A 20,806-nucleotide genomic window follows, 5' to 3' on the forward strand; every position below is an offset into this window, starting at 1 on the left:
TTCAGGGTGACGCAGGAGGCTGGCTCGAAGCCAAGCCACACCCTTGGCCTGAATGCCGATTGGCCCCGGGTGCCGCTCGCGAACGTTCGAACGCGCGGTCCGTTCGTCGCCCGCCTGCCGCTACGGTGCCGGCATAAGCCCGGGATCGATGCCGGTCATCGCGACGGACGCATCCCAGAGGCGCTTCGCAAGAACCGGGTCTTGCGCTTCGTCCGATCGGGCTGCCTCGCCCGAGACGCCCCTGGTGCCCCGAAAGCCGATCGGCCCATAATAGCCGCCGGGTTGGACCGGCCCCGTTGCCGCCTGCAATGTCGGCCAAGCCCCCATGGCGGCATTGTTGAGCACCATGCCCGTGATGCGGACCAGGACCTGCACCGGCCACATGTGACGGGCGAGATCGGTCGAAGCCACGCCGGGATGGCAGCCGACGGAAAGAATGGCCGAACCGGACGCGCGCAGGCGGCGATCCAGCTCGTAGAAGAAGAGCGCGTTTGCGAGCTTGCTGGCGGCGTAGCGGCCCACCCGGGAATAGCTGCGCTCGGCGTTGAGATCGCCCCAGTCAATCTGGGCGCCCCTGTGCGCCAGGCTGGAGGTGGTCACTATGCGCGCGCCGTGCGTCTCCGCGAGCTTGGGCAGAAGCAGTGCGGTGAGCGCGAAAGTGCCGAGATGGTTCACGCCGAACTGCAGCTCGAAGCCTTGCTTCGTCCGCATCAGCGGCGGGGTCATCACCCCGGCATTGTTCACCAGGGCGTCGATGCGCGGCTCCGCGGTGGCCAGACCGGCCGCGTGACGGATGCTGTCGAGATCGCCGAGATCGAGCGGCAGGAAGGCGAGATCGGCCCGCGGTATCGCCGTCCTGATCCGGGCCATGGCAGCCTCGGCCTTGCCCCGGTCGCGGCAGGCGAGCAGCACGCGCGCGCCGCGTGCGGCAAGCACATGCGCGGCTTCAAAACCGATTCCGGTATTGGCTCCGGTGACGATGAAGCATTTGCCCGACTGATCGGGAACACCGGCTTCGGTGAAGCCTCTGGATTTCGTCATGATGCGGTCCTTTTATATTGAGTATGTACACACTCATTGTGGCTGCAAAAAAATCAGCCGGCCCCGGCCGTTCCGTTCCAGAACAATGTGAAACCGGCCTCGCTGATGATCTCATGGTCCTTCGGGCTCGCGGCGATCGCGTCCATGACCATGTCGGCAAGACCAATCAGCGCGGTGTCGATGTAGAATGCCGCAAAACCGGGGTCGGCGTGTCCGGAAAGGATTTCCTCGACCATCCCCCGGAGTTCGCGGAACCTTGCCTCGCAGCGTTGGCGGCTCACATCCGTCACGTGCTCGGAGACCTTGAGCTGACGCATCGCCCTGCGCCAGGTCGGATTGGCAAGCCCCCATTCCACCACCCGGCACCAGATAAGTCGCAGGCGTTCGCGTGCATCGACGCTGGCCGGATAGGGAGCGAGCACCGTTTCGGCGAGATTGGTTTCGATCTCGACGAATAACGCGTTCAGCAGATCGTCCTTCGTCGGGAAATAGGTGAACAGCGTCCCCTCCGAGACTCCAGCGGCTCTGGCGATCTTGGCCGTCGATGCGGCCGTGCCCAGCGCCGCAACCAATTCGGCGGCAGCGGTCAAAAGAGCGTCGCGTTTTTCTTCGCTAAGGGGTCGGGCCATCTTTGGATCAGTGAATGAGCGTGCAATCACTCATTTATACGAGCTGTCTGTGCGCTTTGTCAATATGCCGGCACTCGGCTCTATGGCCATGCATGTTCGCAGCTGGCGTCCGCGCCATGCGTTCAGGCCCAGCGGGCGAGGATGTCGGCCACGGCCTCGTCCATCGGCGGCGTCGCCTCGGCCGGCGTGCCCGAGAAGCGCGGCGCCGGCATCGGCTGCATCGCGCCGTCCCGCACGGCGAAGGTGCCGCGCGCGCGATTGTGCGGATGGAGCGGCGCCTCGGTGAGCGAGAGCACCGGCGTCACGCAGCCCTCGCTCGCTTCGAACAGCGCCGCCCATTCGTCGCGCCCGCGCGAGGCGAAGGCGGCGGCGAGCGCCTCGGCCAGGGCCGGCCAGCAGGCCCGGTCATATGGGTCGAACCCGTGCGGCGCGATGCCGAGCCCTTCGCAGAGCGCGCGAAAGCCATGCGGCTCGAGCGCGCCGACCGCCACATGCCGTCCGTCGGCACAGGCATAGCAGCGATAATAGGGCGCGCCCCCGTCGACCATGTTCGCCGCCCGCGCATCGGCCCAGCGGCCCGAGGCGTGGAGCGCATAATAGAGCGACATCATCGAAGCGGCACCGTCCACCTGCGCCGCCTCGATCACCTGGCCGCGGCCGGTCGCCTGGGCGGCGAGGATCGCGGAGACCAGGCCGAGCGCCAGGAACAGCGATCCGCCGGCATATTCGCCGATCAGGTTGAGCGGGGGCACCGGCGCGGCGGCGGTGCCGATGGCGTGCAGCGCGCCCGACAGCGCGAGATGGTTGATGTCGTTGCCCGGCGTGCCGGCGAGCGGACCTTCGCGCCCCCAGCCGCTGGCGCGGGCATAGACGAGGCGCGGATTGAGCGCGAGGCAGCGGGCCGGATCGAGCCCCACCTGCTCGGCGATGCCGGGGCGATAGCCTTCGATCACGCCGTCCGCCTGCGCGATCAGCGCGAGCGCCTGCTCGCGCCCCGCCGCCTGGCTCAGGTCGAGCGACACTTGCGAGCGGCCGCGATAGAGGTTCGCCGCCACGGCGCTGCCTTCGCTTCCGGGCCGGCGGATCCGCACGACGTCGCAGCCCAGATCGGCGAGCAGCATGCCCGCGAAGAGCACCGCGCCGGGCATGTCGAGCTCGACGATGCGCACGCCCGCCAGGGGCCCGTGCGTAGCTGCAACCATCATGTCCCCCAAAGGTGATTCCGCCGATCCATAGCCTTTGCCCGCGCCTCAGGTCCACGCACTGGCGCTCGCCCCGGCTTTAGGTTAGCGGGATGGGCATGTCGGCACCTCACATCGTCGCGCTGGGCGGCACCCTGCGGCCCGAATCCGCCACCGGGCGGCTGCTCGCGGCAACGCTCGAAATGGCCGCGGCGCGCGGCGCCCGCACCACCCTGCTCACCGGCGAGGCGATCGCCTTTCCGCATTACGAGCCGGGCAATGTCGAAGGGAACGAGGCCGTCGGCCGCTATCTGGAGGCGCTGCGCACGGCGGACGCGGTGATCGTCGGCTCGCCCGGCTATCACGGCACGCTCTCCGGGCTGGTCAAGACCGCGCTCGATTATGTCGAGGCGCTGAGCAAGGACGAGCGCCCCTATCTCGACGGCTTGCCGGTGGGCCTGATCGCCACCGCCGCGGGCTGGCAGGCAGCGGTCTCGACGCTGCAGGCGCTGCGCACCATCACCCATGCGCTGCGCGGCTGGCCGACGCCGATGGGCCTGGCGATCAACACCGCCGAGCCGGGCGACGCCCTGGACAAGTGCAACGGCCCGATGGAAGTGATGGTGGGCCAGATCTTCACCTTCCTGGAGCGCCGGGCCGGCTAGGGACCCTGGGGTTGCCCGGCATTTAACGGTTTCGTGAGGCTTGCTTCCTAGAATGGAAGGATGGACGAGGCTTCGGCACAGGAAGGCATCGGCAGTCGCCGACGCGCCACGCGCACCATCCTGGCGGTCGACGACAGCCGGACCAATCTGCACGTGCTCGCGCATCGCCTGGGCCAGCTCGGCTATCTCGTCGTGCTCGCCGATCGCGGGTCGCAGGCGCTCGAGCTGATCTCGGCGCGCGGCTTCGATCTGGTGCTGCTCGACCGGGTGATGCCGGAAGTGTCCGGCCTCCATGTGCTGCACGAGATCCGCGGCACCCGCGACACGGTGGACCTGCCGGTGATCATGGTCACCAGCCATGACGAGCCGGGCGGCGCGGTCGAGGCCCTGCAGGCCGGCGCCGACGATTATCTGGCGGCGCCCTATCCGTTCGAGGAGCTGGCTGCGCGGATCGAGCGCACCTTGTCGCGCTCCGACCGGATGGAGGAGTTGAAGCGCTCCAACCTCGCGCTCGACGCGCGCATCGCGGCGCGGGCGATCGAACTGGGCGAGGCGCGCAGCGAGCTCGCCATGGCCCGGGTCGAGCTGGAGCGCCGCCAGCGCGCCTGAGCGCGGCTCAGCGCTCGAACCAGTGCCGCCCGACGAAATAGGCGGTGATCAGGAAGGCGATCCCGAGGCAGAGGATCGCGATCGCGTCGAACGCCCAGGGCTCCCGCGCGAACCACAGCCCCTCGACGTTCATGCCGTAGAGGCCGGTGATGAAGGTCAGCGGCAGGAACACCATCGCCGCCACCGCGATCACCAGCGAACGCTGGTCGATCAGCTCGGCGCGCAGGTCGGTCAGCGTCTCGTGGGTGAGCGCGGCGCGCTCGCGGATGCTCTCCAGCTCCTCGGCCATGCGCGCGGCGCGATCGGCGGCGGCGGCGAGGTGGAGCCGGTCGTCATCGGCCAGCCATTCGACCGGCAGCCCGGCGAGCTTCTCCAGCGCGGCGCGCTGCGGATAGAGGAAGCGGCGCAGCCCGATCGCCTTCACCCGGGTCTCGTTGACCAGCCGGCGCAGGTCGAAGGCGCGGTGCTGCGAGATATGCTCCTCGCAATCGTCCAGCGAATCGCCCAGCTCGGCGACCATCGGGTCGAGCTCCTCGGTGATCGCCTGGGCGATCGCGGCGATCAGGTCGCCGGGGTCGAGGATCTTGCCGTCCTCCACCTGCTTGCGCACCGGCTGGATCGCGTTGAGCTGCTTGCGCGAGACCGAGAAGACGCAGCCGCCATGCGCGTACATGCGGATCGAGGCGAGCGGATCGGAATCGCCAAGCGCCTCGGACGACATGCCGCGCAGATTGACCAGCGCCGCCGGGCCGAACAGGTCGCAGCGCGGGCGCGTCTCCATCGCGGTGAGCGCGTCGATCACCGGCTGGGCCAGCCTGGCCTCGCCGCCCAGCCAGAGCTGGGCACGCTCGTCATTGGTGTTGAGATGGATCCAGCTGAGGCTGGCATCCTGGCCGAGCGCTTCCTTGAGGATCGGCTGCGCGACCTTCCCGTCGCGGACGATATAGGCGAAGCCGCTCACCCGGCGATCTCCAGCCACACGGAGAGGCCGGGTCCCGGCACTTCGGGAGGAGCCGGGAGGGCGATGCGCGGCGCATCGGCGCGGGCGCGGTCGAGGATGGCGGTGGGCACGGCGGGAAGGTGGTACACGCGCTCGGCCTGCGCAAGCGCGCGCGCCTGGCGCAGCGTCAGATCGTCGGGATCGGCGCTGCACAGCGTGAAGCGCAGCAGCCGCGCGGCTTCCGGCGCGCGCAGCCGCGCCACCACGTCGCCGCCAAGTCCCTCCGCCAGCGCGGCGGCGATGGCGCGGCGGCGATCGGCCGGGTCGGGAAAGCGCGTGCGCAACTCGGGCCGGGCCGCGTGGAGCGCGCGCGCGGTATCGCCCAGATCGGCGGGCAGCTCGGCCTCGAGCTTCTGGCGCAGCGCCGCCGCCAGCCCGGCCGACACGCCGCCGGTCCCCACCGCCACCAGCACCGGATCGCGCGCCACGATCGCGGGCAGGGTGAAGTCGCACAGGTCCGGGCGGTCGACGGTGTTCACCAGCACGCCGCGGGCGCGCAGGCGCGCGACGATGGGTCCGGGATCGTCCGCGGCGACGATGGCGAGCGCAGCCACGGCCTCCTCGCCGACGATCGCCGCGCCGGCGCGCTCGAGCAGCCGGCGCTTGGCTTCCGCCGCTTCGCCCGTGCCGATCAGCATGACCGGCCGCCCCGCCAGCTTCACGAAGATCGGCAGGGCGGTCAGCGTCATTGCTCCAGCCAGTCCGGTATCTGTTCGGCGCCCATGATCGTCTCGGCGGTGATCCGGCCCGCGACCACTTCGAAGCGATCGCCCGAGACGAGCACTTCGGGCACCAGCGCCCGGCTGTTATAGGTGCTGGCCATGGTCGCGCCATAGGCGCCGGCGCTCTGCAGCACGGCGAGGTCGCCGTTCTTCACCCGGTCGATCTCGCGGTTCTTGAGGAACACGTCGCTGCTCTCGCACACCGGGCCGGCGACGTTCGCCACCATCGTCTCGCCGCTCGGCGTTACCGAGGCGAAGCCGTGCCAGGCATCGTAGAGCGCGACGCGCGCCAGGTCGTTCATCGCGGCGTCGACCACCACCCAGGGATTGGTCACTCCCGGCTTCACCCACAGCACTTCGGTGAGCAGCACCCCGGCATTGGCGGAGATGTGGCGGCCCGGCTCGAACATCAGCTCGACGTCCCAGCCCCTGGTCACCCGCGCGACCATCTCGCCGAACGCGGCCGAAGTCGGCGGCACGTCGCCGGGCTTGTAGGCGACGCCCAGCCCGCCGCCCAGGTCGACATGCGTGATCCGGTGCCCCGCGGCGCGCAGCTCGGCGACGAGCCGGCCGACCCGCTCGAACGCGGCCTCGAGCGGGTCGAGGCTGAGCAGCTGGCTGCCGATGTGCACGGCCACGCCGCGCAGGTCGATGCCCTCCAGCTTCGCCAGCCGGTCGAAGATCGCCGGGGCCTGGTCGATCGGCAGGCCGAACTTGTTCTCGGCCTTGCCGGTGGAGATCTTCTCGTGCGTGCCGGCATCCACGTCGGGATTGACGCGTAGCGCCGCCGGGGCGGTCATCCCCTTGGACCGTGCGATCTCGGCGAGGACGACGCCCTCTTCCTCCAGCTCGAGGTTGAACTGGCCGATCCCGGCGTCGAGCGCCTGGTGCAGCTCCTTGCGGGTCTTGCCGACGCCGGAGAACACCACGTCGTGCGCCGGGATGCCGGCGGCCAGGGCGCGCGACAGTTCGCCGCCGGAGACGACATCGGCGCCGAAGCCTTCATTGGCGAGCAGGCGGAGCACCGCGAGGTTCGGATTGGCCTTCACCGCGAAGGCGACATGGTGCCGGCCGACCGGCTCCAGCCCCTTGCGAAAGGCGCGGGCGGCTTCGCGGAACGCCTCGGTCGAATAGACATAGACCGGAGTACCGACCTGCTCGGCGATGCGCGCGAGCGGAACATTCTCGGCGTGCAGGGCACCGCCGATCACTTCGAAATGGGACACTGGGAGACTTTCTGTGGGCTTAGCGCGGCGGCAGGTCGAACGTGTCGCTGCGCCGCTGGTCCGAACTTTGGATGAGATCGTCGCTGCGCGCGGGGCGCGTCTGCGTCGGCGGATTGAGGAGATCGCCCGGCGACGGGGTCGCGCGCGCGCCATAGGGCGCGGGAGGCAGCGACGCCGCCGCCACGGGTTTGAGCGCTTCGCGCGCGCCGCAGCTCGCCAGGGCGAGCCCGCCCATGGCCGCGATCGCCAGCATCACCAGTCGCTTCATCGCCCTTCCTCCTGACGGTTCTTCCTCGCCGCCGCGATCGCCTCGCGCACGCGCCCGGGCGAAGTGCCGCCAAAGCTCGTCCGGCTCGATACCGAAGCATCGACGCTGAGAACGTCATATACGCGTTCATCGATCCGCGTGTCGATTTCCTTGAGTTGGGTGATCGATAGCTGATCGAGACGTATGCCCTCGCCTTCCGCCTTCGCCACCGCGCGCCCGGTGATGTGGTGCGCCTCGCGGAACGGGATGCCGCCCTCGCGCACCAGCCAGTCGGCCAGGTCGGTGGCGGTGGAGAAGCCGGCCTCGGCCGCCGCGCGCATCCGGTCGAGCCGGAAGGTCGCGCTCTCCACCATGCCGGTCATCGCCGCGATGCTGAGCCCCAACAGGTCATGCGCCTCGAACACCGGCGGCTTGTCGTCCTGCATGTCCTTCGAATAGGCGAGCGGCAGCCCCTTCATCGTGATCATCAGCGACACCAGCGCGCCGGTGATCCGCCCCGAATGCCCGCGCACCAGCTCGGCGGCGTCGGGGTTGCGCTTCTGCGGCATGATCGAGCTGCCGGTCGACCATTGGTCGCTCAGCGAGACGAAGCCGAAGGGCTGGCTCGCCCAGATCACGAATTCCTCGGCCAGGCGGCTGAGGTGGAGCGCGGTCTGCGCGGCGGCGGTGAGATATTCGATCGCGAAGTCGCGGTCCGACACCGAATCGAGCGAGTTGCGCGTCGGCCCGTCAAAGCCGAGCGCCTTTGCCGTCGCCTCGCGGTCCAGGTCGAAGCCGGTGCCGGCCAGCGCCGCCGAGCCGAGCGGGCACAGGTTCAGGCGCGCGCGCGCGTCCCTCAGCCGGCCGCGGTCGCGCGCGAACATCTCGAAATAGGCCATCAGGTGATGGCCGAGCGTCACCGGCTGGGCGACCTGGAGATGAGTGAAGCCGGGCATCACGCTGTCGGCATGTTCCTCGGCACGGGCGAGCAGCGCGTCCTGCAGCGCGCCCAGCGCCGCCTCGGCCTGGTCGGCCGCGTCGCGCACCCAGAGGCGGAAATCGGTCGCCACCTGGTCGTTGCGCGAGCGGGCGGTGTGGAGGCGCCCGGCCACCGGCCCGATCTTCGCCGCCAGCCGCGATTCGGCGAGCATGTGGATGTCCTCGAGCGCCAGGTCCTCGGGCACGCCCTCGGCCTCGAAATCGGCCGCGACCTCGCCCAGGCCGGCATGGATCGCCGCGGCGTCCTCCGCCGCGACGATGCCCTGCGCGCCCAGCATCGCCACATGCGCCTGGCTGCCGCGCAGGTCCTGGCGCCACATCCGCTTGTCGAAGGGGATGGATGCGTTAATCTCGCGCATCACCGCGGACGGGCCTTCGGCGAAGCGCCCGCCCCACATGGCATTGGAGCTGTCCTTGCGCTCGGCGATCTCACTTCTCCTTCTGGCCACGCTGGCGATCGCGGGGTGCGATAAGCGCTCCGGCCCCGCGCAGCAAGCAAACGAAACTATGCCGGTGGCCAATGCGGCGGCAGATGCCCTGGCGGCGGCGAAAGCGCGGGCGGACAAGGGGGCGGTCGACCGCAGCCACAAGGGCGAGGGGATGCGGGAATATGCCTTTGTCGATCCCGCGGGCAAGCGGACCAATCTCTCCGCCTACAGGGGCAAGCCGGTGCTGCTCAATCTCTGGGCGACCTGGTGCATCCCCTGCCGCGCCGAGATGCCGACGCTGGATGCGCTTGCCGGGCAAAAAGGCGACGCGCTGCGCGTGATCACCCTCAGCCAGGACTTCAAGGGCCGCGAGGCCGTCGATCCCTATTTCGCCAAGGCGGGCTTCAAGCACCTCAAGCCCTGGACCGATCCCGACGCGGCGTTCAGCCTCGGCATGCAAGTGAACCTGCCCACCACGATCCTGTTCGATTCGGCCGGCAAGGAAGTGTGGCGCGTCGCGGGCGAGATGGACTGGACCGGGGCCAAGGCCGCCGCGCTGCTGGCGGAAGCGCGCTAGGGTCACGAGACTCAATCGGCGAAGCCTTGATCGGGTTTTTGCCCTAGGTTTGGGACTCACTATTCCTCCTTCATCACCCCCGGCCTTGCGCCGGGGTCCCGCTGTCTTGCTGAGGGCAGAAGAAGCGGGATCCCGGCGCAAGGCCGGGATGACGGCTATCGGGAGCCCCCTGTCTCAAGGGGATAGTCGCCGAACAAGCCCGGGGTGACGACGGGATCGGGCAAGCCCCGCCATGCCCGCGCCTCGAAGCCGGGCGGCGACCGTCACGCTTCGCCCGATTCCGCCTTCGCCCGCCCCTTGAAACCCTGCGCCACCACGAACCATTCCACCGAGCCCTTGCGGCTCGACGGCGGCTTGGCGTGCTTCACCGTGGCGAAGTTGCGCTTCATTTCCGCCACCAGCGTCGAATCGGCGCCGCCGGCGAACACCTTGGCGACGAAATCGCCGCCCGGCTCGAGCACCTGGATCGCGAAGTCGAGCGCGGTCTCGACCAGGCCCATGGTGCGCAGCGCATCGGTCTGCGGATGGCCGACGGTGTTGGCCGCCATGTCCGACACGATCAGATCGGGCGCGCCGCCCAGCTCCGCGATCAGCCGGTCGGGCGCGGCATCGTCCATGAAGTCCATCTGCAGGATCACCGCGCCATCGATCGGGTCGACCGGCAGCAGGTCGATGCCGACCACCGGCGCCTTGGGCAGCCGGCGGCGGACCACCTGGGTCCAGCCGCCCGGCGCGATGCCGAGATCGACCACGCGCTTCTTGCCCTTGAGAAAGCCGAACTTCTCGTCGAGCTCGATCAGCTTATAGGCCGCACGGCTGCGATAGCCCTCGGCCTTGGCGCGCTTGACGTACGGATCGTTGAGCTGGCGCTCGAGCCAGCGCGTCGACTGCGCGGTGCGCTTTCGCGCCGTCAGCACGCGGGTATGGCCGCGTCCGCCGCCTCTGCTCATATCTTCATTCCTGCTGTGCCGGCCCGCTCCCCCACCCGGCCACCCAACGGCAGTATCATATGGGTGGCCGGGTGGGGGAGCGGGCGAAGCAGCCCAAGGTTCCGGCGATGCGCAGCATCGTTGGAAAGGCTGCGGAGGGCGGCACCGTCAACGGACAAGGTCACAGGATTCTCCCGTTGATCAGGCGGCGCAATATGCCCTCGCGGATGCCGCGATCGGCGATGCCCAGCCGTTCGGCCGGCCATAGATCGAGAATCGTCTCGAGGATAGCGCAGCCGGCGACGACGAGATCGGCCCGCTCCGCGCCGATGCACGGCACCTGGCTGCGCTCGGCCATGCTCATCCCGGCGATCCGCTGGCTCACCTCGCGCATCGCCGGGGCGGGAACGATCAGCCCGTCGACCACCGAACGGTCATAGGCGACGAGGCCCAGATGCACGCTGGCGAGCGTGGTGACCGTGCCCGAGGTGCCGAGCAGGCGCCGCGTGCCGCGCGGCGTGCGCAGGCGCTGGGCGAAGGGCGCGAAGCTCTCGGCCACCCGGGCGCGCATGCTCGCATAGAGCGCCGCGCGCTCCTCCGCGGTCCCGGCGGCGCCCGAGGCCTCGGTGAGCGAGACCACGCCCCAGCGCGCGCTGTGCCAGTCGAGGATGCGGGGCACTTCGCCGCGCGAATCGACCAGCACCAGCTCGGTCGAGCCGCCGCCGATGTCGAACACCAGCGCGGGGCCGTCGCCGGGCTCGAGCAGCGCATGGCAGCCCAGCACGGCGAGCCGCGCCTCTTCCTCGGCGGTGATGATGTCGAGCGCGATGCCCGTCTCGCGATAGACGCGCTCGATGAACTCGGCGCCGTTCGCGGCCTGGCGGCATGCCTCGGTCGCCACCGAGCGGGCGAGGATCACGTGCCGGCGCTTCAGCTTCTCGGCGCAGATCCGCAGGGCCGCGATGGTGCGCTCGATCGCCGCGTCGGAGAGCCGGCCGCTGGTGGCTAGGCCCTCGCCCAGCCGGACGATGCGCGAGAAGGCGTCGACCACCGCGAAGCCCGAACCCTGGGGGCGCGCGATCAGCAGGCGGCAATTGTTGGTGCCGAGGTCCAGTGCCGCATAGTGGCGCGCGTCGCCCGGCCGGCCGCGCATCGGCCGCTCCACGGGCGGCGGAGCTCTCCGGATTTTTCCGGAGCCACGGCCGCGGGGCATATTGGCGGTGCCATCCCCCATCGTATCACTCGCTTATGTTCTGTTCCGTCACGGCTTTTCGCCGCCGGTGCTTGAACGCGAGGCTAGCGGAGACCGGGGGCGGGGGCAAGGCGGGGCCCGTTGACAGCGCCGCGCAGCCGCCCTATTGCGCCCCGCCTGCCGGCCGTGATGCCGCGTGATGCCCCGTCGTCTAAAGGTAAGACCACGGACTCTGACTCCGTTAATTGAGGTTCGAATCCTCACGGGGCATCCAGCACTTTTCCATAAGCCGCTGTAAATGTGGGGCAAATCCAACAACCCCTGATATCATTCCCACATCCGCGCCCACACAATGATCAAATTGACGCCGGTTGAAGGCGAACCTCCGCGGTAATCCGATACGCCATCGAGCATTTCGTCACCGTCCCCGGCTTGGAGCCGATGATGGACAACGAAAACCGCTACCCCAGTGTGTTCGAAGGCATAATGACCAGCCTCCAGGATGCGGCGGCCTTCGCGAAAGGAAAGGTGAGCTCGGCCGCGCCCACATCGCTCATCGGAGCGACCCTACCGCGCCGCCCCAAAACACTTCGGAGATCGTCGATAAAGATGAGCCAGGCTGACCAGCTGGTTCTTGCGCCCGCCCGGAAGCATCACTCAACGGAATTGCCCACTCCGTAGGAGCGAAAATTTTGCGCGGCCGCTAAACAAGGGCGGAATTCCTCCGATTTGGGTGTGAAGGGACGGCGTGTCGCGCCGTCCGGGTTCATGCTTGGGGGAATGGATGGTTGCGATCTTCACCGGCGCCGGTACTGGATTCGAGCGTGGTTCGGGGAGCAAGCTGGGATCGTCGGGTCTGCTGGGCTCGGCCGGTTTCGGGCGGAGTGGCGAGCAGATCTTCCTCAACGCGGCGAACGGCAATCTGCTGATCAGCCAGCGGGACGAGTTCCTGGTCGGCCGCGGCCCGGATGCGGGGGTCAACCGCACCTATAACAGCCTGGGCAACCAGAGCGACGACAATGGCGACAATTGGCGCCAGAGCACCCAGCGCGCAGTGAGCCTCAACGGCACGGCGAATAGCTGGGGCAGCTCCGTCACGCACCAGTTGGGGGACGGGTCGGAGATCGTCTATTATTGGACCGGCTCCGCCTATGTCACCACCGAAGGCGGCGGCGTCCATGATAAGATCACGTGGGACGGCTCGGTCTTTCGCTGGACGGATGGCGATACCGGCACCGTCGAGACTTATGCCGCTGGCGGCCCAAGCCCATGGTATCGATTGTCGACGGTCAGCGACACGAGCGGCAACACCCTCACCTATGGCTATACCGGCGACAAGCTCACCTCGCTCACCACCGCGAATGGCGAGACGCTCACCTACACCTGGAGCGGCAACCACATCACCGAGGTGAACTCGGGCGACGGCACGCTTACTCGCTATTATTACGACGGCTATGACCGGCTGAGCCGGGTCGATGCCGAGCTGACCGGCGGCGGCGCGGTCTATTCGACCTATTACAGCTATCACGGCAGCTCGAAGCTGGTCGCGACGATCAGCGAGACCGACGGTTCCTACCTCGCGATCGGTTATGATGGCGCCAACCGCGTCACCAGCCTCAGCCAGACCGTCGCGGCGGGCAATACCCGTACCACGAGCATCGCCTATGGCGTGGACTATACGGTCGTCACCGATCCCGCCGGCCAGGCGACCACCCTCCATTATAATTATCTCGGCGCACTGACGCAGATCACGGCGCCACCGGCCTCGGCAGGCGCCGCGCCGCAGACGGTAAAGTTCGCGTATGACGAGGACGGGAACCTCACGGCGGTTACCGATCCCGCCGGGCAGACCACCAACTATACCCGTGACAGCTGGGGCAATGTCCTCGTCGAAACGGATCGTCTCGACAATTTCACCCAGCGCCTCTTCGGTCCGGGCAACAAGCTGCTCATCGAAACCCGGCTGGGATCCGGCTCGACCCGCTATGCCTATGACAGCGCCAACCGGCTGGTCTACACGGTCTCGGCGGAAGGCCGGGTCACCCGCAACTGGTATAATGGCTATGGCCAGCTCTATTTCATCAGCGAGTTTCCCGACAATCTCTACGATCTGAGCGGGCTCACGGCGGAAGAGCCGCTGAGCCAGTCGCAGCTCGATAGCTGGTGCACGGGGCTAGGCGACACGTCGAGCGCAGTGATCACCTATCTGTCGTACGATGCGCGCGGCAACATGATCCGCCGCATGCAGGCTTCCGCGAGCAGCAAATATTCGGTGTACGACGGCATGGGTGGGGAGCGGGACGAGCACTTCACCTATGATTCGGCCGGGCGGCTGCTGAGCCGCTACGTCCTGAGCCAGAACACCGAGAGCTTCGTCTATGACGGCCTTGGCCGGGTGGTGGCGAGCACCGACCTGAACGGCGGGACGACGAGCATCGTGTTCAACGATGCGGCGACGCAGACCGTGGTCACGCTGGGCAACGGCCTTACCGAGACCTCGACCTATAACAAGGCGGGCGAGCTGGTCAGCTACACCAAATTCGGCCCGTTCGTGACCGGCACTGCGATAGGCTATCAGTATGACAAGAACGGCCGGGCGCGCATCTATACCGACGCCTCGGGCAACAAGACCTATTATCTCTATGACAAGGCCGGCCGGAAGGTCGCCGACATCGATGCCAATGGCGGCGTCACCGAATATTGGTACGACCTGAACAATCGGCTGATCGGGACCGTGCGCTATGCCAACGCCGCCACAGGCAGCGGAACGCTCGCGGCGCTGGGCGATCCGAACAACAGTCTGGAACTCGCGTCGATCCGGCCGTCCAGCCATTCCTATGATCTGTGGACCTGGTCGGTCTACGACAAGGAAGGCCGGCTGATCGAGGCGATCGAGGGCGACGGCTCGGTCACCGCGTACGAATATGACGCATCCGGCCGGCTGGTGAAGACCACCGGCTATGCCAACAAGCTGAGCAGCGGGCAGCTCGACGCGTTCAAGGTGAACGGCCCGAGCGCCTGGCTACCGGCCGCGCACGCCAAGGACAGCGTCGCGCGTATCTTCTACGACAGGGACGGCCGCAAGATCGGCGCGCTCGATGGCGAAGGCTATCTCACGCGCACGATCTATGACGGCGCCGGGCGCAAGGTGCGGGAGATCGCCTATGCGAACATCACCAATGCGGCTTTGCGGGCATCGGGCAGCTTCCAGGGCCTGATCGACAGCGCCGGCACCAGCGCGAGCGACCGCTCGGTGCGCTATGTCTATGACGGGCAGAACCTGCTGCGCTTCACGATCGACGCGCTGGGGCAGGTCACCGAATATGGCTATGGCAGCATTTCGGTGGCCATCGGCCTGGTGCGCCAGACGGTCCGCTATGCCGGCACGCTCGGCACGCTGTCGAGCTACAGCTATGCGAGCGTGAAGAGCGCGGTCGCCGCGCTGGCGAGCGATCCCGCCAACCGGACAAGCTGGGCGGTCTACGACAATGCCGGCCGCTTGGCCTATGCGATCGACGCCGCGGGCGCGGTGGTGGGCTATAGCTACGACACCAGGGGCCAGATGGTCCGCAAGGCCGAATATGCCACGGCGCGGCCGACCGGATCGCTGCCGAGCCTGGGCGACATGGACGCCTGGGCCAGCGGCACCACCACGGCGAACGATCGCATCACCCGCTATTATTACAATGCGACGGGGGAGTTGCGTTACACTGTCGACGCCGAAGGCTATATCACCGGCAACGACTATGACGGCGCCGGCAGGGTGCGCTTCAGCGCCCGTTGGGACACGCCCGTTTCCGCCAATGACAGCTGGACGATCTACACCGTCGACGGTGCGCGCAGCGGGCAATGGGCGGGCACTAACAGCTATTATGATGCGAATGGCCGCCTGACCTTCACCACCACCAATGAAGGCCAATCGCGGCGCTTCTACTATTACGCCACGGGTCTGCTGGCCTGGGACATCCTGTCGGAGGGCGGCCAGGACGATAGCCGGACCTATTATGTCTATGACGCGGCGGGCCGGAAGGCATCGGTCTATGTTGCCTATGGCACGGCGGAGCAGGCGATCACCACCTATGCCTATAATGGCCTGGGCGACCTGGTGGGGGTCAGCGATCCGAACGCACATTCCACCGGCTTCGAATATGACCATGCAGGGCGGGTGATCCGCCAGACGAACGCGTACGGCTCGCCGACGGTGTTCGAATATAACGCATTCGGCGAAGTGACGCGGACGATCAACGCGCGGGGCTTGAGCACCTACAGCTATTACGACCAGGCGGGCCGGGTCACCTCGGTGGTCGATGCGCTGAACTACGCGACCACGACCAGCTACACGGTGTTCGGCGAAGTGGCGAGCGTGACGCGGGCGGGGGCGACGACCAGCTTCGGCTATGACAAGCTCGGCCGGGTAGTGACGACCACCGATGCCGAGGGCGGCGTCGAGACCAGCGGCTATGACGCGTTCGGCAACCGCATCCGCTTCGTCAACAAGCTCGGCGGAGTGACGGAATATAGCTATAATCGCCGCGGGTTGCTGGCGGAGGAGAAGGTCCAGGCGATCCTGGACGGGAGCGGGAACGTCGTCACGGCGGGCTTCTCGCGCAACCGCTATGAATATGATGCGCGCGGCAATGTGGTGCACCGGATCGAGGCCTATGGCCTGGCCGAGCAGCGCGACACCTGGTTCGCCTATGACAAGGCGAACCGGCTGACCTCGAAATGGGGCGAGGCGGTGGCGGTGGGGCTGTCCCCGGCCACCGTCACGCCGACCGAATATTATCGCTACGACACGCGCGGCAACCTGGTCGAGACGATCGACGCGAACGGCGCGCGTACGCTCGTCTATTATGACGATCTGGACCGCAAGGTGGCGACGGTGGTGCAGACGGGCAGCGCCGGCAATCCGCAGGGCTTGCTGTCGACCTTCGCCTATGATCCGGGCGGCAACCTGATCCGCAGCCGCACCTGGGCGGCGCCGGTCGCACTGCCGGGCGCGGCGGGCGGGACGCCGCCCGCGCCGGCGGACGGCAATTACCGCGAGACGGTCAATAGCTACGACAATCTCGACCGGCTGAAGACGAGCAGCATCACCGGCCAGTCCTATGGCTATTGGAACGGCAGCAGCTACGTCTATGCGACCGGCGCGACGCTGACCACGAGCTACGACTATGACGTGGTGGGCAATGTCGTGCGCACGACCGGGCCGGATGGTGTCGCGGTCTACAGCTATTACGACGTGCTGGACCGCAAGATCGCGCAGGTGGACGGCGGGTCCTATGCGACGAGCTGGAGCTATGACGCGGAGGGCAATGTCCTGTCCGAGCGGCGGTATGCGGTGCAGGCGAGCGGCGTCTCGACCTCCGGTTACAGCGCCTCGACGTCCGCCGCGGACCGAGTGACCGAGTTCAGCTATGACCGGATGGGCCGGCGGCTCACCGAGGCCCGGAGCGGTGTCGAGGCGTGGTCGCTGAACGCGGCGAGCGGCCAATTGTCGGGCGCGAGCGGCACGTCGCTGATCCGCTACACCTACAATGCGCTGGGCCAGGTGAAGTCGAAGACCGAGGCGACGGGCGACGTCACCCTCTACAGCTACGACAATGCCGGGCGGTTGATCCAGGAGGCGCGTCCGGGCTTCAGCGGCGTGACGCCGACGGTGCGCTACCAGTATAATGGTCTCGGCCAGCTCATCGTGACGCGGCAGGGCGATGCGTCGCTGCAGGCGGGCGACCGGATCACGACCAACCTCTATGACGGCGCGGGCCGGCTCACCGGCACGGTCGACGCGCTCGGGCAGACGCGCAGCTATGTCTATGACGCGGCGGGGCGGAAGCTGGGCGAAACCTATAGCCGCGCGCTGGGCGATGCCGCCGGCACGCTGGTGACCGAGGGGATATCCTATCAGTACGACCTGGCCGGCAACGTCATCCGCCAGGCGGTGAACACCGTCTCGGGCGGCAGCTGGAGCGAAGTCAGCTATACCCAGATGGCCTATAACGCGTTCGGCGAGATCACCGCTCGCGGGACCAATGGCGGCTGGCAGGAGCAGTTCCGCTACGACAATGGCGGCCGGCTGACCGCGTCGAATGCGGGCGACGGGGTGTGGCGGATCCATGGCTATGACCAGGCGGGCCGGCAGACGCTGAGCCTGGAGAGCGACGGCGCGACCGATCTGTCGGGCATGTCGCAGGCGGATGCGATCGGGCGGATCGCGGGCGGCACGGTGACGGCGAGCGCGACGGTGTATGACGGGCGCGGCCAGGCGATCCAGGCGGTGCAGGTGCTGCGCCGCACGGCGGCGGACGGGGCGGCGCAGAACATCGCGACCGGGCGCGGCTATACCGCGTTCGGCGAGCTGGCCTGGGAAACCGACGCCTATGGCCGGCGGACCGATTACAGCTACAACAGCATGGGCCGGGTGACGCAGATCGAGCGGCCGAGCGTCTCCGTCACTGCCGAGAACGGCACGGTCTCGAGCCTCCGCCCGACCGAGCGGATGTTCTACGACATAGCAGGCCGGCTGATCGGCACGCAGGACGCCAACAGCGTGCAGAGCGGCTCGGGCGTGAAGACCACGCGCCAGCTGCTGGCGGGCACCGGCTATGGCGACGCCGCGGCGCTGGTGCTCAAGGAATGGCACCCGGACGGCGGGGCGATCTCGAACGGCTATGACGTGTTCGGCGACCAGGCCTCGGCCACCGACGAGATCGGCCGCACCACCTATATGGCCTATGACAAGCTTGGCCGCCTCACCCAGGTGACGCGGCCGGGGACGGCGGCGGGCGCGCTGGTGGAATCCTATGCCTATGACGTGCTGGGCCAGCGCATCGGTCGTTGGAACAATGTCGTCGGCTATGCCGGGCGCGAGCGGACGCAATATGATGCGCTCGGCCGGATGACACTGCAGGTCGCCTATGGCGGCGACGCCACCACCACCAGCTATGCCTGGGACGGCGGCATGGCCACCTCGGGCATGGGGGGCTTCGGCGGGTGGGTCACGACGACGAGCACGGATGCCGATCGCGCCTCGGCCAGCGACGACATCTATGCGGCGATCCAGCATGTCGACATTTTCGGCCGGGTTGCCGCCCGTAGCGACAAGGGCGGCCAAGCCTATGGCTATCAATATGATCGCCTCGGTCGCATCGTAGCCGAGACGAGCACGCTCTACGGCGTTTCCGCCCGCAATCTCAGCTATAGCTATTACAACACCGGGCAGGTCCGGCAGGTCCTCTCGGGCGACGCGCCGGTTGCGAACAGCAATTGGGATCGCAAGGTCGCGAGCTACGAATATGACCTGCTCGGCCAGCTGACGCGCGAGACATTGGTCAGCGAAGCCGGCAAGTACAAGGAAGGAGGGTTCTTCTGGTTTCCGGACCCCGGCAATTCCCCAGACACGCCCGAGGGAGAGGGGCAAGGCCACTGGGAGCTGGTTCCCCCAAGCTACACGGTTGAGACGCGGACCTTGCAGGACGGCCGCGCCAACTATGATGCGGGCGGCCGGATCACGCGCTATCGCGACACGATCGCGCCAGGCGTCGATGCGGTGGACAAGAGCTGGACCTATGATGCCGCCGGCAATGTTCGCTCGATCGTAACCAGCTACCTGCCGATGCAGGCGAACGGCGCGCTCGCGAGCACAGCGACGCCGCAGAGCTGGTGGTACCGGTACGACAGCATGAACCGGCTGGTGACGACCAAGGGCATATTCATCGGTGCGCCGGGATCGGGGTCGATCCAGCGCGGCGATGCGGGCACGGACATCAGCTATGATGCGACGGGCGCGCGGGCGAGCGCGCAGACGGGTTCGAACGCGCAGGAAGTCTATGCCTATGATGCGGCGGGCCAACTGGTCACAGTGGTGATTGGCGGGATGACGCGGGCGCAGACCGGCTATGACCTGCTGGGCCGGGTCACCAGCTATGCCGAATATGATGGCTGGGGCATGGGCGTGCACAGCCGGTACGACATCGTCTACGACCCGCGCGGGCTGGTGCTGGCGGAAAAAAGCTCGACCCGGCAGGGCAGCGACTGGATCTATACCCACACGGCCAATTACTACAGCGCCACCGGCGCGGGCGCGGCCGGCCCGGCGATCGGCTGGGCGGGCCAGACCGGCAGCGCGAGCGGGAGCCTGCTCTATTATAGCGAGACCAAGAATTGGAAGAATGGCGGTACGCCGGTCTATGGCGGGCCGGGCAGCTATTCGCAGGCCGATCTCGATTATGCCGACAGCTATACCAGGCAGTCCTATGAATGGCGCGAGGGCGCGCGGCAGGCGCTGGTGCAGCTGGTCAACCGCGATGGCACGAGCAGCTCGAGCTATGACTATGACCGCGACGGAGGGCTGAGCCAGGTCGTCATCGCGGGCGGGGCGCGGTCGCGCACCATCGCCTATCGCAGCGACCTGCAGGGGCAGGTGCTCTATCGGTACGAGGCCGACAGCAACTGGTGGAACAGCGAGCCGGCCACCCGCACCTATAGGTTCGGCGGGCGGCAGATGGGGGTGGTGAGCAACGACGGGACGTCGAATGTCGACTATGCCGCCTCGATCGACGCGCGGACGGCGGTGCCGGGCAACGGTGCGTTCCGGAACGGGGCGGCGGGCGGCACGGTGTTCGCGGATTTCGACGCGAACTTCACGGCGCTGAACGGCGGCACGATGGGCGGCGCGTCGAGCTATGTGGCGAACGGGGGCGAGACGCTGCAGTCGATCGCGGCGCAGCTCTGGGGCGATGCCAATCTGTGGTACAAGCTGGCGGAGGCCAATCCGGGCCTGTCGGCGGGCGGAGCGCTGGGCGGGGGCACGGCGCTGACGGTGCCCGGCGGAGTGGTGGGCAACCGCCACGACGCGACGACCTTCAGGCCCTATGACCCGGCCGAGGCGATCGGCAACACCTCTCCGAACACGCCGAACCCACCGCAGAAGGGCAACCGATGCGGGACGCTGGGGGCGATCGTCATGGTGGCGATCGCGGTGGCGGTGACGATGCTCACCCGGGTGCCGTTCGCCAAGCTGTTCGCGGGAATGGGCATGGGAAGCGCGGTGGGCGCGGGAGGTGCGGTGCTGGCGGGCACGACGTCGATCGGGCTGACCAGCACGGCCGCGATCGCGGGCGGCGTGGCGGCAGGCGTGGCGGGGAGCGTGGCGAGCCAGGCGTTCGGCGTGGCGGCCCGCCTCCAGGACGGGATCAGCTGGAAGGGCGTGGCGCTGGCGGGGATCAGCGCGGGGGTGAGCGGCGGGCTGGCGGGTGGCTTCGAGACGATCGCGGGCAGCGCGTTCCTGGGCGATGTGGTGCGCGGTGCGCTGGGGAGCGTGGTCAGCCAGGGGATCGGGGTCGCGACGCGGCTGCAGGAC

The 20,806-nt window shown here is 68.0% G+C and carries 14 protein-coding genes and 1 tRNA gene; 5 read left to right on the plus strand and 10 right to left on the minus strand.

Annotated elements, in window-relative coordinates:
* Positions 1 to 120: 120 nt before the first annotated feature.
* The 3 genes from OMP43_RS20335 to OMP43_RS20345 all read right to left on the minus strand — a co-directional run bounded on the left by OMP43_RS20335 (position 121) and on the right by OMP43_RS20345 (position 2,872).
* Positions 121 to 1,041, minus strand: coding sequence for an oxidoreductase (locus OMP43_RS20335; protein ID WP_280281373.1), 921 nt, complete (start codon positions 1,039 to 1,041; stop codon positions 121 to 123).
* Positions 1,042 to 1,094: 53 nt separating this feature from the next.
* Positions 1,095 to 1,670, minus strand: a complete 576-nt coding sequence (locus OMP43_RS20340) for a TetR/AcrR family transcriptional regulator (protein WP_280281374.1) — start codon at positions 1,668 to 1,670, stop codon at positions 1,095 to 1,097.
* A gap of 122 nt (positions 1,671 to 1,792) precedes the next feature.
* Positions 1,793 to 2,872, minus strand: a complete 1,080-nt coding sequence (locus tag OMP43_RS20345) for a CaiB/BaiF CoA-transferase family protein (RefSeq protein ID WP_280281375.1) — start codon at positions 2,870 to 2,872, stop codon at positions 1,793 to 1,795.
* 98 nt (positions 2,873 to 2,970) lie between these two features.
* On the opposite strand from OMP43_RS20345, the gene OMP43_RS20350 reads away from it, so the two are divergent.
* Both OMP43_RS20350 and OMP43_RS20355 read left to right on the plus strand, forming a co-directional pair.
* Positions 2,971 to 3,516 (plus strand): NADPH-dependent FMN reductase, encoded by a 546-nt coding sequence (locus OMP43_RS20350; protein WP_280281376.1) that lies wholly within the window; start codon positions 2,971 to 2,973, stop codon positions 3,514 to 3,516.
* 60 nt (positions 3,517 to 3,576) lie between these two features.
* Entirely contained in the window at positions 3,577 to 4,125 is a 549-nt protein-coding gene (locus OMP43_RS20355; RefSeq protein WP_280281377.1) for a response regulator, read from the plus strand.
* 7 nt (positions 4,126 to 4,132) lie between these two features.
* On the opposite strand, the gene OMP43_RS20360 is transcribed toward OMP43_RS20355, so the two are convergent.
* Genes OMP43_RS20360 through argH form a run of 5 tightly spaced genes read right to left on the minus strand, consistent with a single transcriptional unit; the run spans position 4,133 to position 8,717 of the window.
* Positions 4,133 to 5,086 carry a CorA family divalent cation transporter gene (locus OMP43_RS20360; RefSeq protein ID WP_280281378.1) on the minus strand — a complete coding sequence of 318 codons (954 nt, stop codon included), beginning with the start codon at positions 5,084 to 5,086 and terminating at the stop codon, positions 4,133 to 4,135.
* Positions 5,083 to 5,814 (minus strand): NAD(P)-dependent oxidoreductase, encoded by a 732-nt coding sequence (locus OMP43_RS20365; protein ID WP_280281379.1) that lies wholly within the window; start codon positions 5,812 to 5,814, stop codon positions 5,083 to 5,085. Before OMP43_RS20365 ends, OMP43_RS20360 begins: the two co-directional genes overlap by 4 nt.
* A complete protein-coding gene (lysA, locus tag OMP43_RS20370; RefSeq protein ID WP_280281380.1) occupies positions 5,811 to 7,073 on the minus strand; it encodes a diaminopimelate decarboxylase in 1,263 nt (420 codons plus the stop codon). Before lysA ends, OMP43_RS20365 begins: the two co-directional genes overlap by 4 nt.
* A 19-nt stretch (positions 7,074 to 7,092) precedes the next feature.
* Entirely contained in the window at positions 7,093 to 7,341 is a 249-nt protein-coding gene (locus OMP43_RS20375; protein WP_280281381.1) for a hypothetical protein, read from the minus strand.
* Entirely contained in the window at positions 7,338 to 8,717 is a 1,380-nt protein-coding gene (gene argH, locus OMP43_RS20380; RefSeq protein ID WP_280281382.1) for an argininosuccinate lyase, read from the minus strand. The genes OMP43_RS20375 and argH overlap by 4 nt, the downstream gene beginning before the upstream one ends.
* A 109-nt stretch (positions 8,718 to 8,826) precedes the next feature.
* Between argH and OMP43_RS20385 the strand changes: the two genes are divergently transcribed.
* Positions 8,827 to 9,324: a TlpA disulfide reductase family protein gene (locus OMP43_RS20385; RefSeq protein WP_348538619.1), complete on the plus strand. Its 498-nt coding sequence runs from the start codon at positions 8,827 to 8,829 to the stop codon at positions 9,322 to 9,324.
* Positions 9,325 to 9,587: 263 nt separating this feature from the next.
* Here the strand turns inward: OMP43_RS20385 and OMP43_RS20390 are convergent, their stop codons facing one another.
* Entirely contained in the window at positions 9,588 to 10,274 is a 687-nt protein-coding gene (locus tag OMP43_RS20390) for an RlmE family RNA methyltransferase (protein WP_280281384.1), read from the minus strand.
* A 160-nt stretch (positions 10,275 to 10,434) separates the two neighbouring features.
* Positions 10,435 to 11,406 carry a Ppx/GppA phosphatase family protein gene (locus tag OMP43_RS20395; RefSeq protein WP_280281385.1) on the minus strand — a complete coding sequence of 324 codons (972 nt, stop codon included), beginning with the start codon at positions 11,404 to 11,406 and terminating at the stop codon, positions 10,435 to 10,437.
* Positions 11,407 to 11,645: 239 nt separating this feature from the next.
* On the opposite strand from OMP43_RS20395, the gene OMP43_RS20400 reads away from it, so the two are divergent.
* Both OMP43_RS20400 and OMP43_RS20405 read left to right on the plus strand, forming a co-directional pair.
* Positions 11,646 to 11,719 (plus strand) — tRNA-Gln (locus tag OMP43_RS20400).
* A gap of 510 nt (positions 11,720 to 12,229) precedes the next feature.
* A partial coding sequence (locus OMP43_RS20405) for a hypothetical protein (protein ID WP_280281386.1) occupies positions 12,230 to 20,806 on the plus strand: 8,577 nt, incomplete at its 3' end.

The sequence above is a fragment of the Sphingomonas sp. CBMAI 2297 genome, from assembly GCF_029870595.1.
Lineage (GTDB): Bacteria > Pseudomonadota > Alphaproteobacteria > Sphingomonadales > Sphingomonadaceae > Sphingomonas.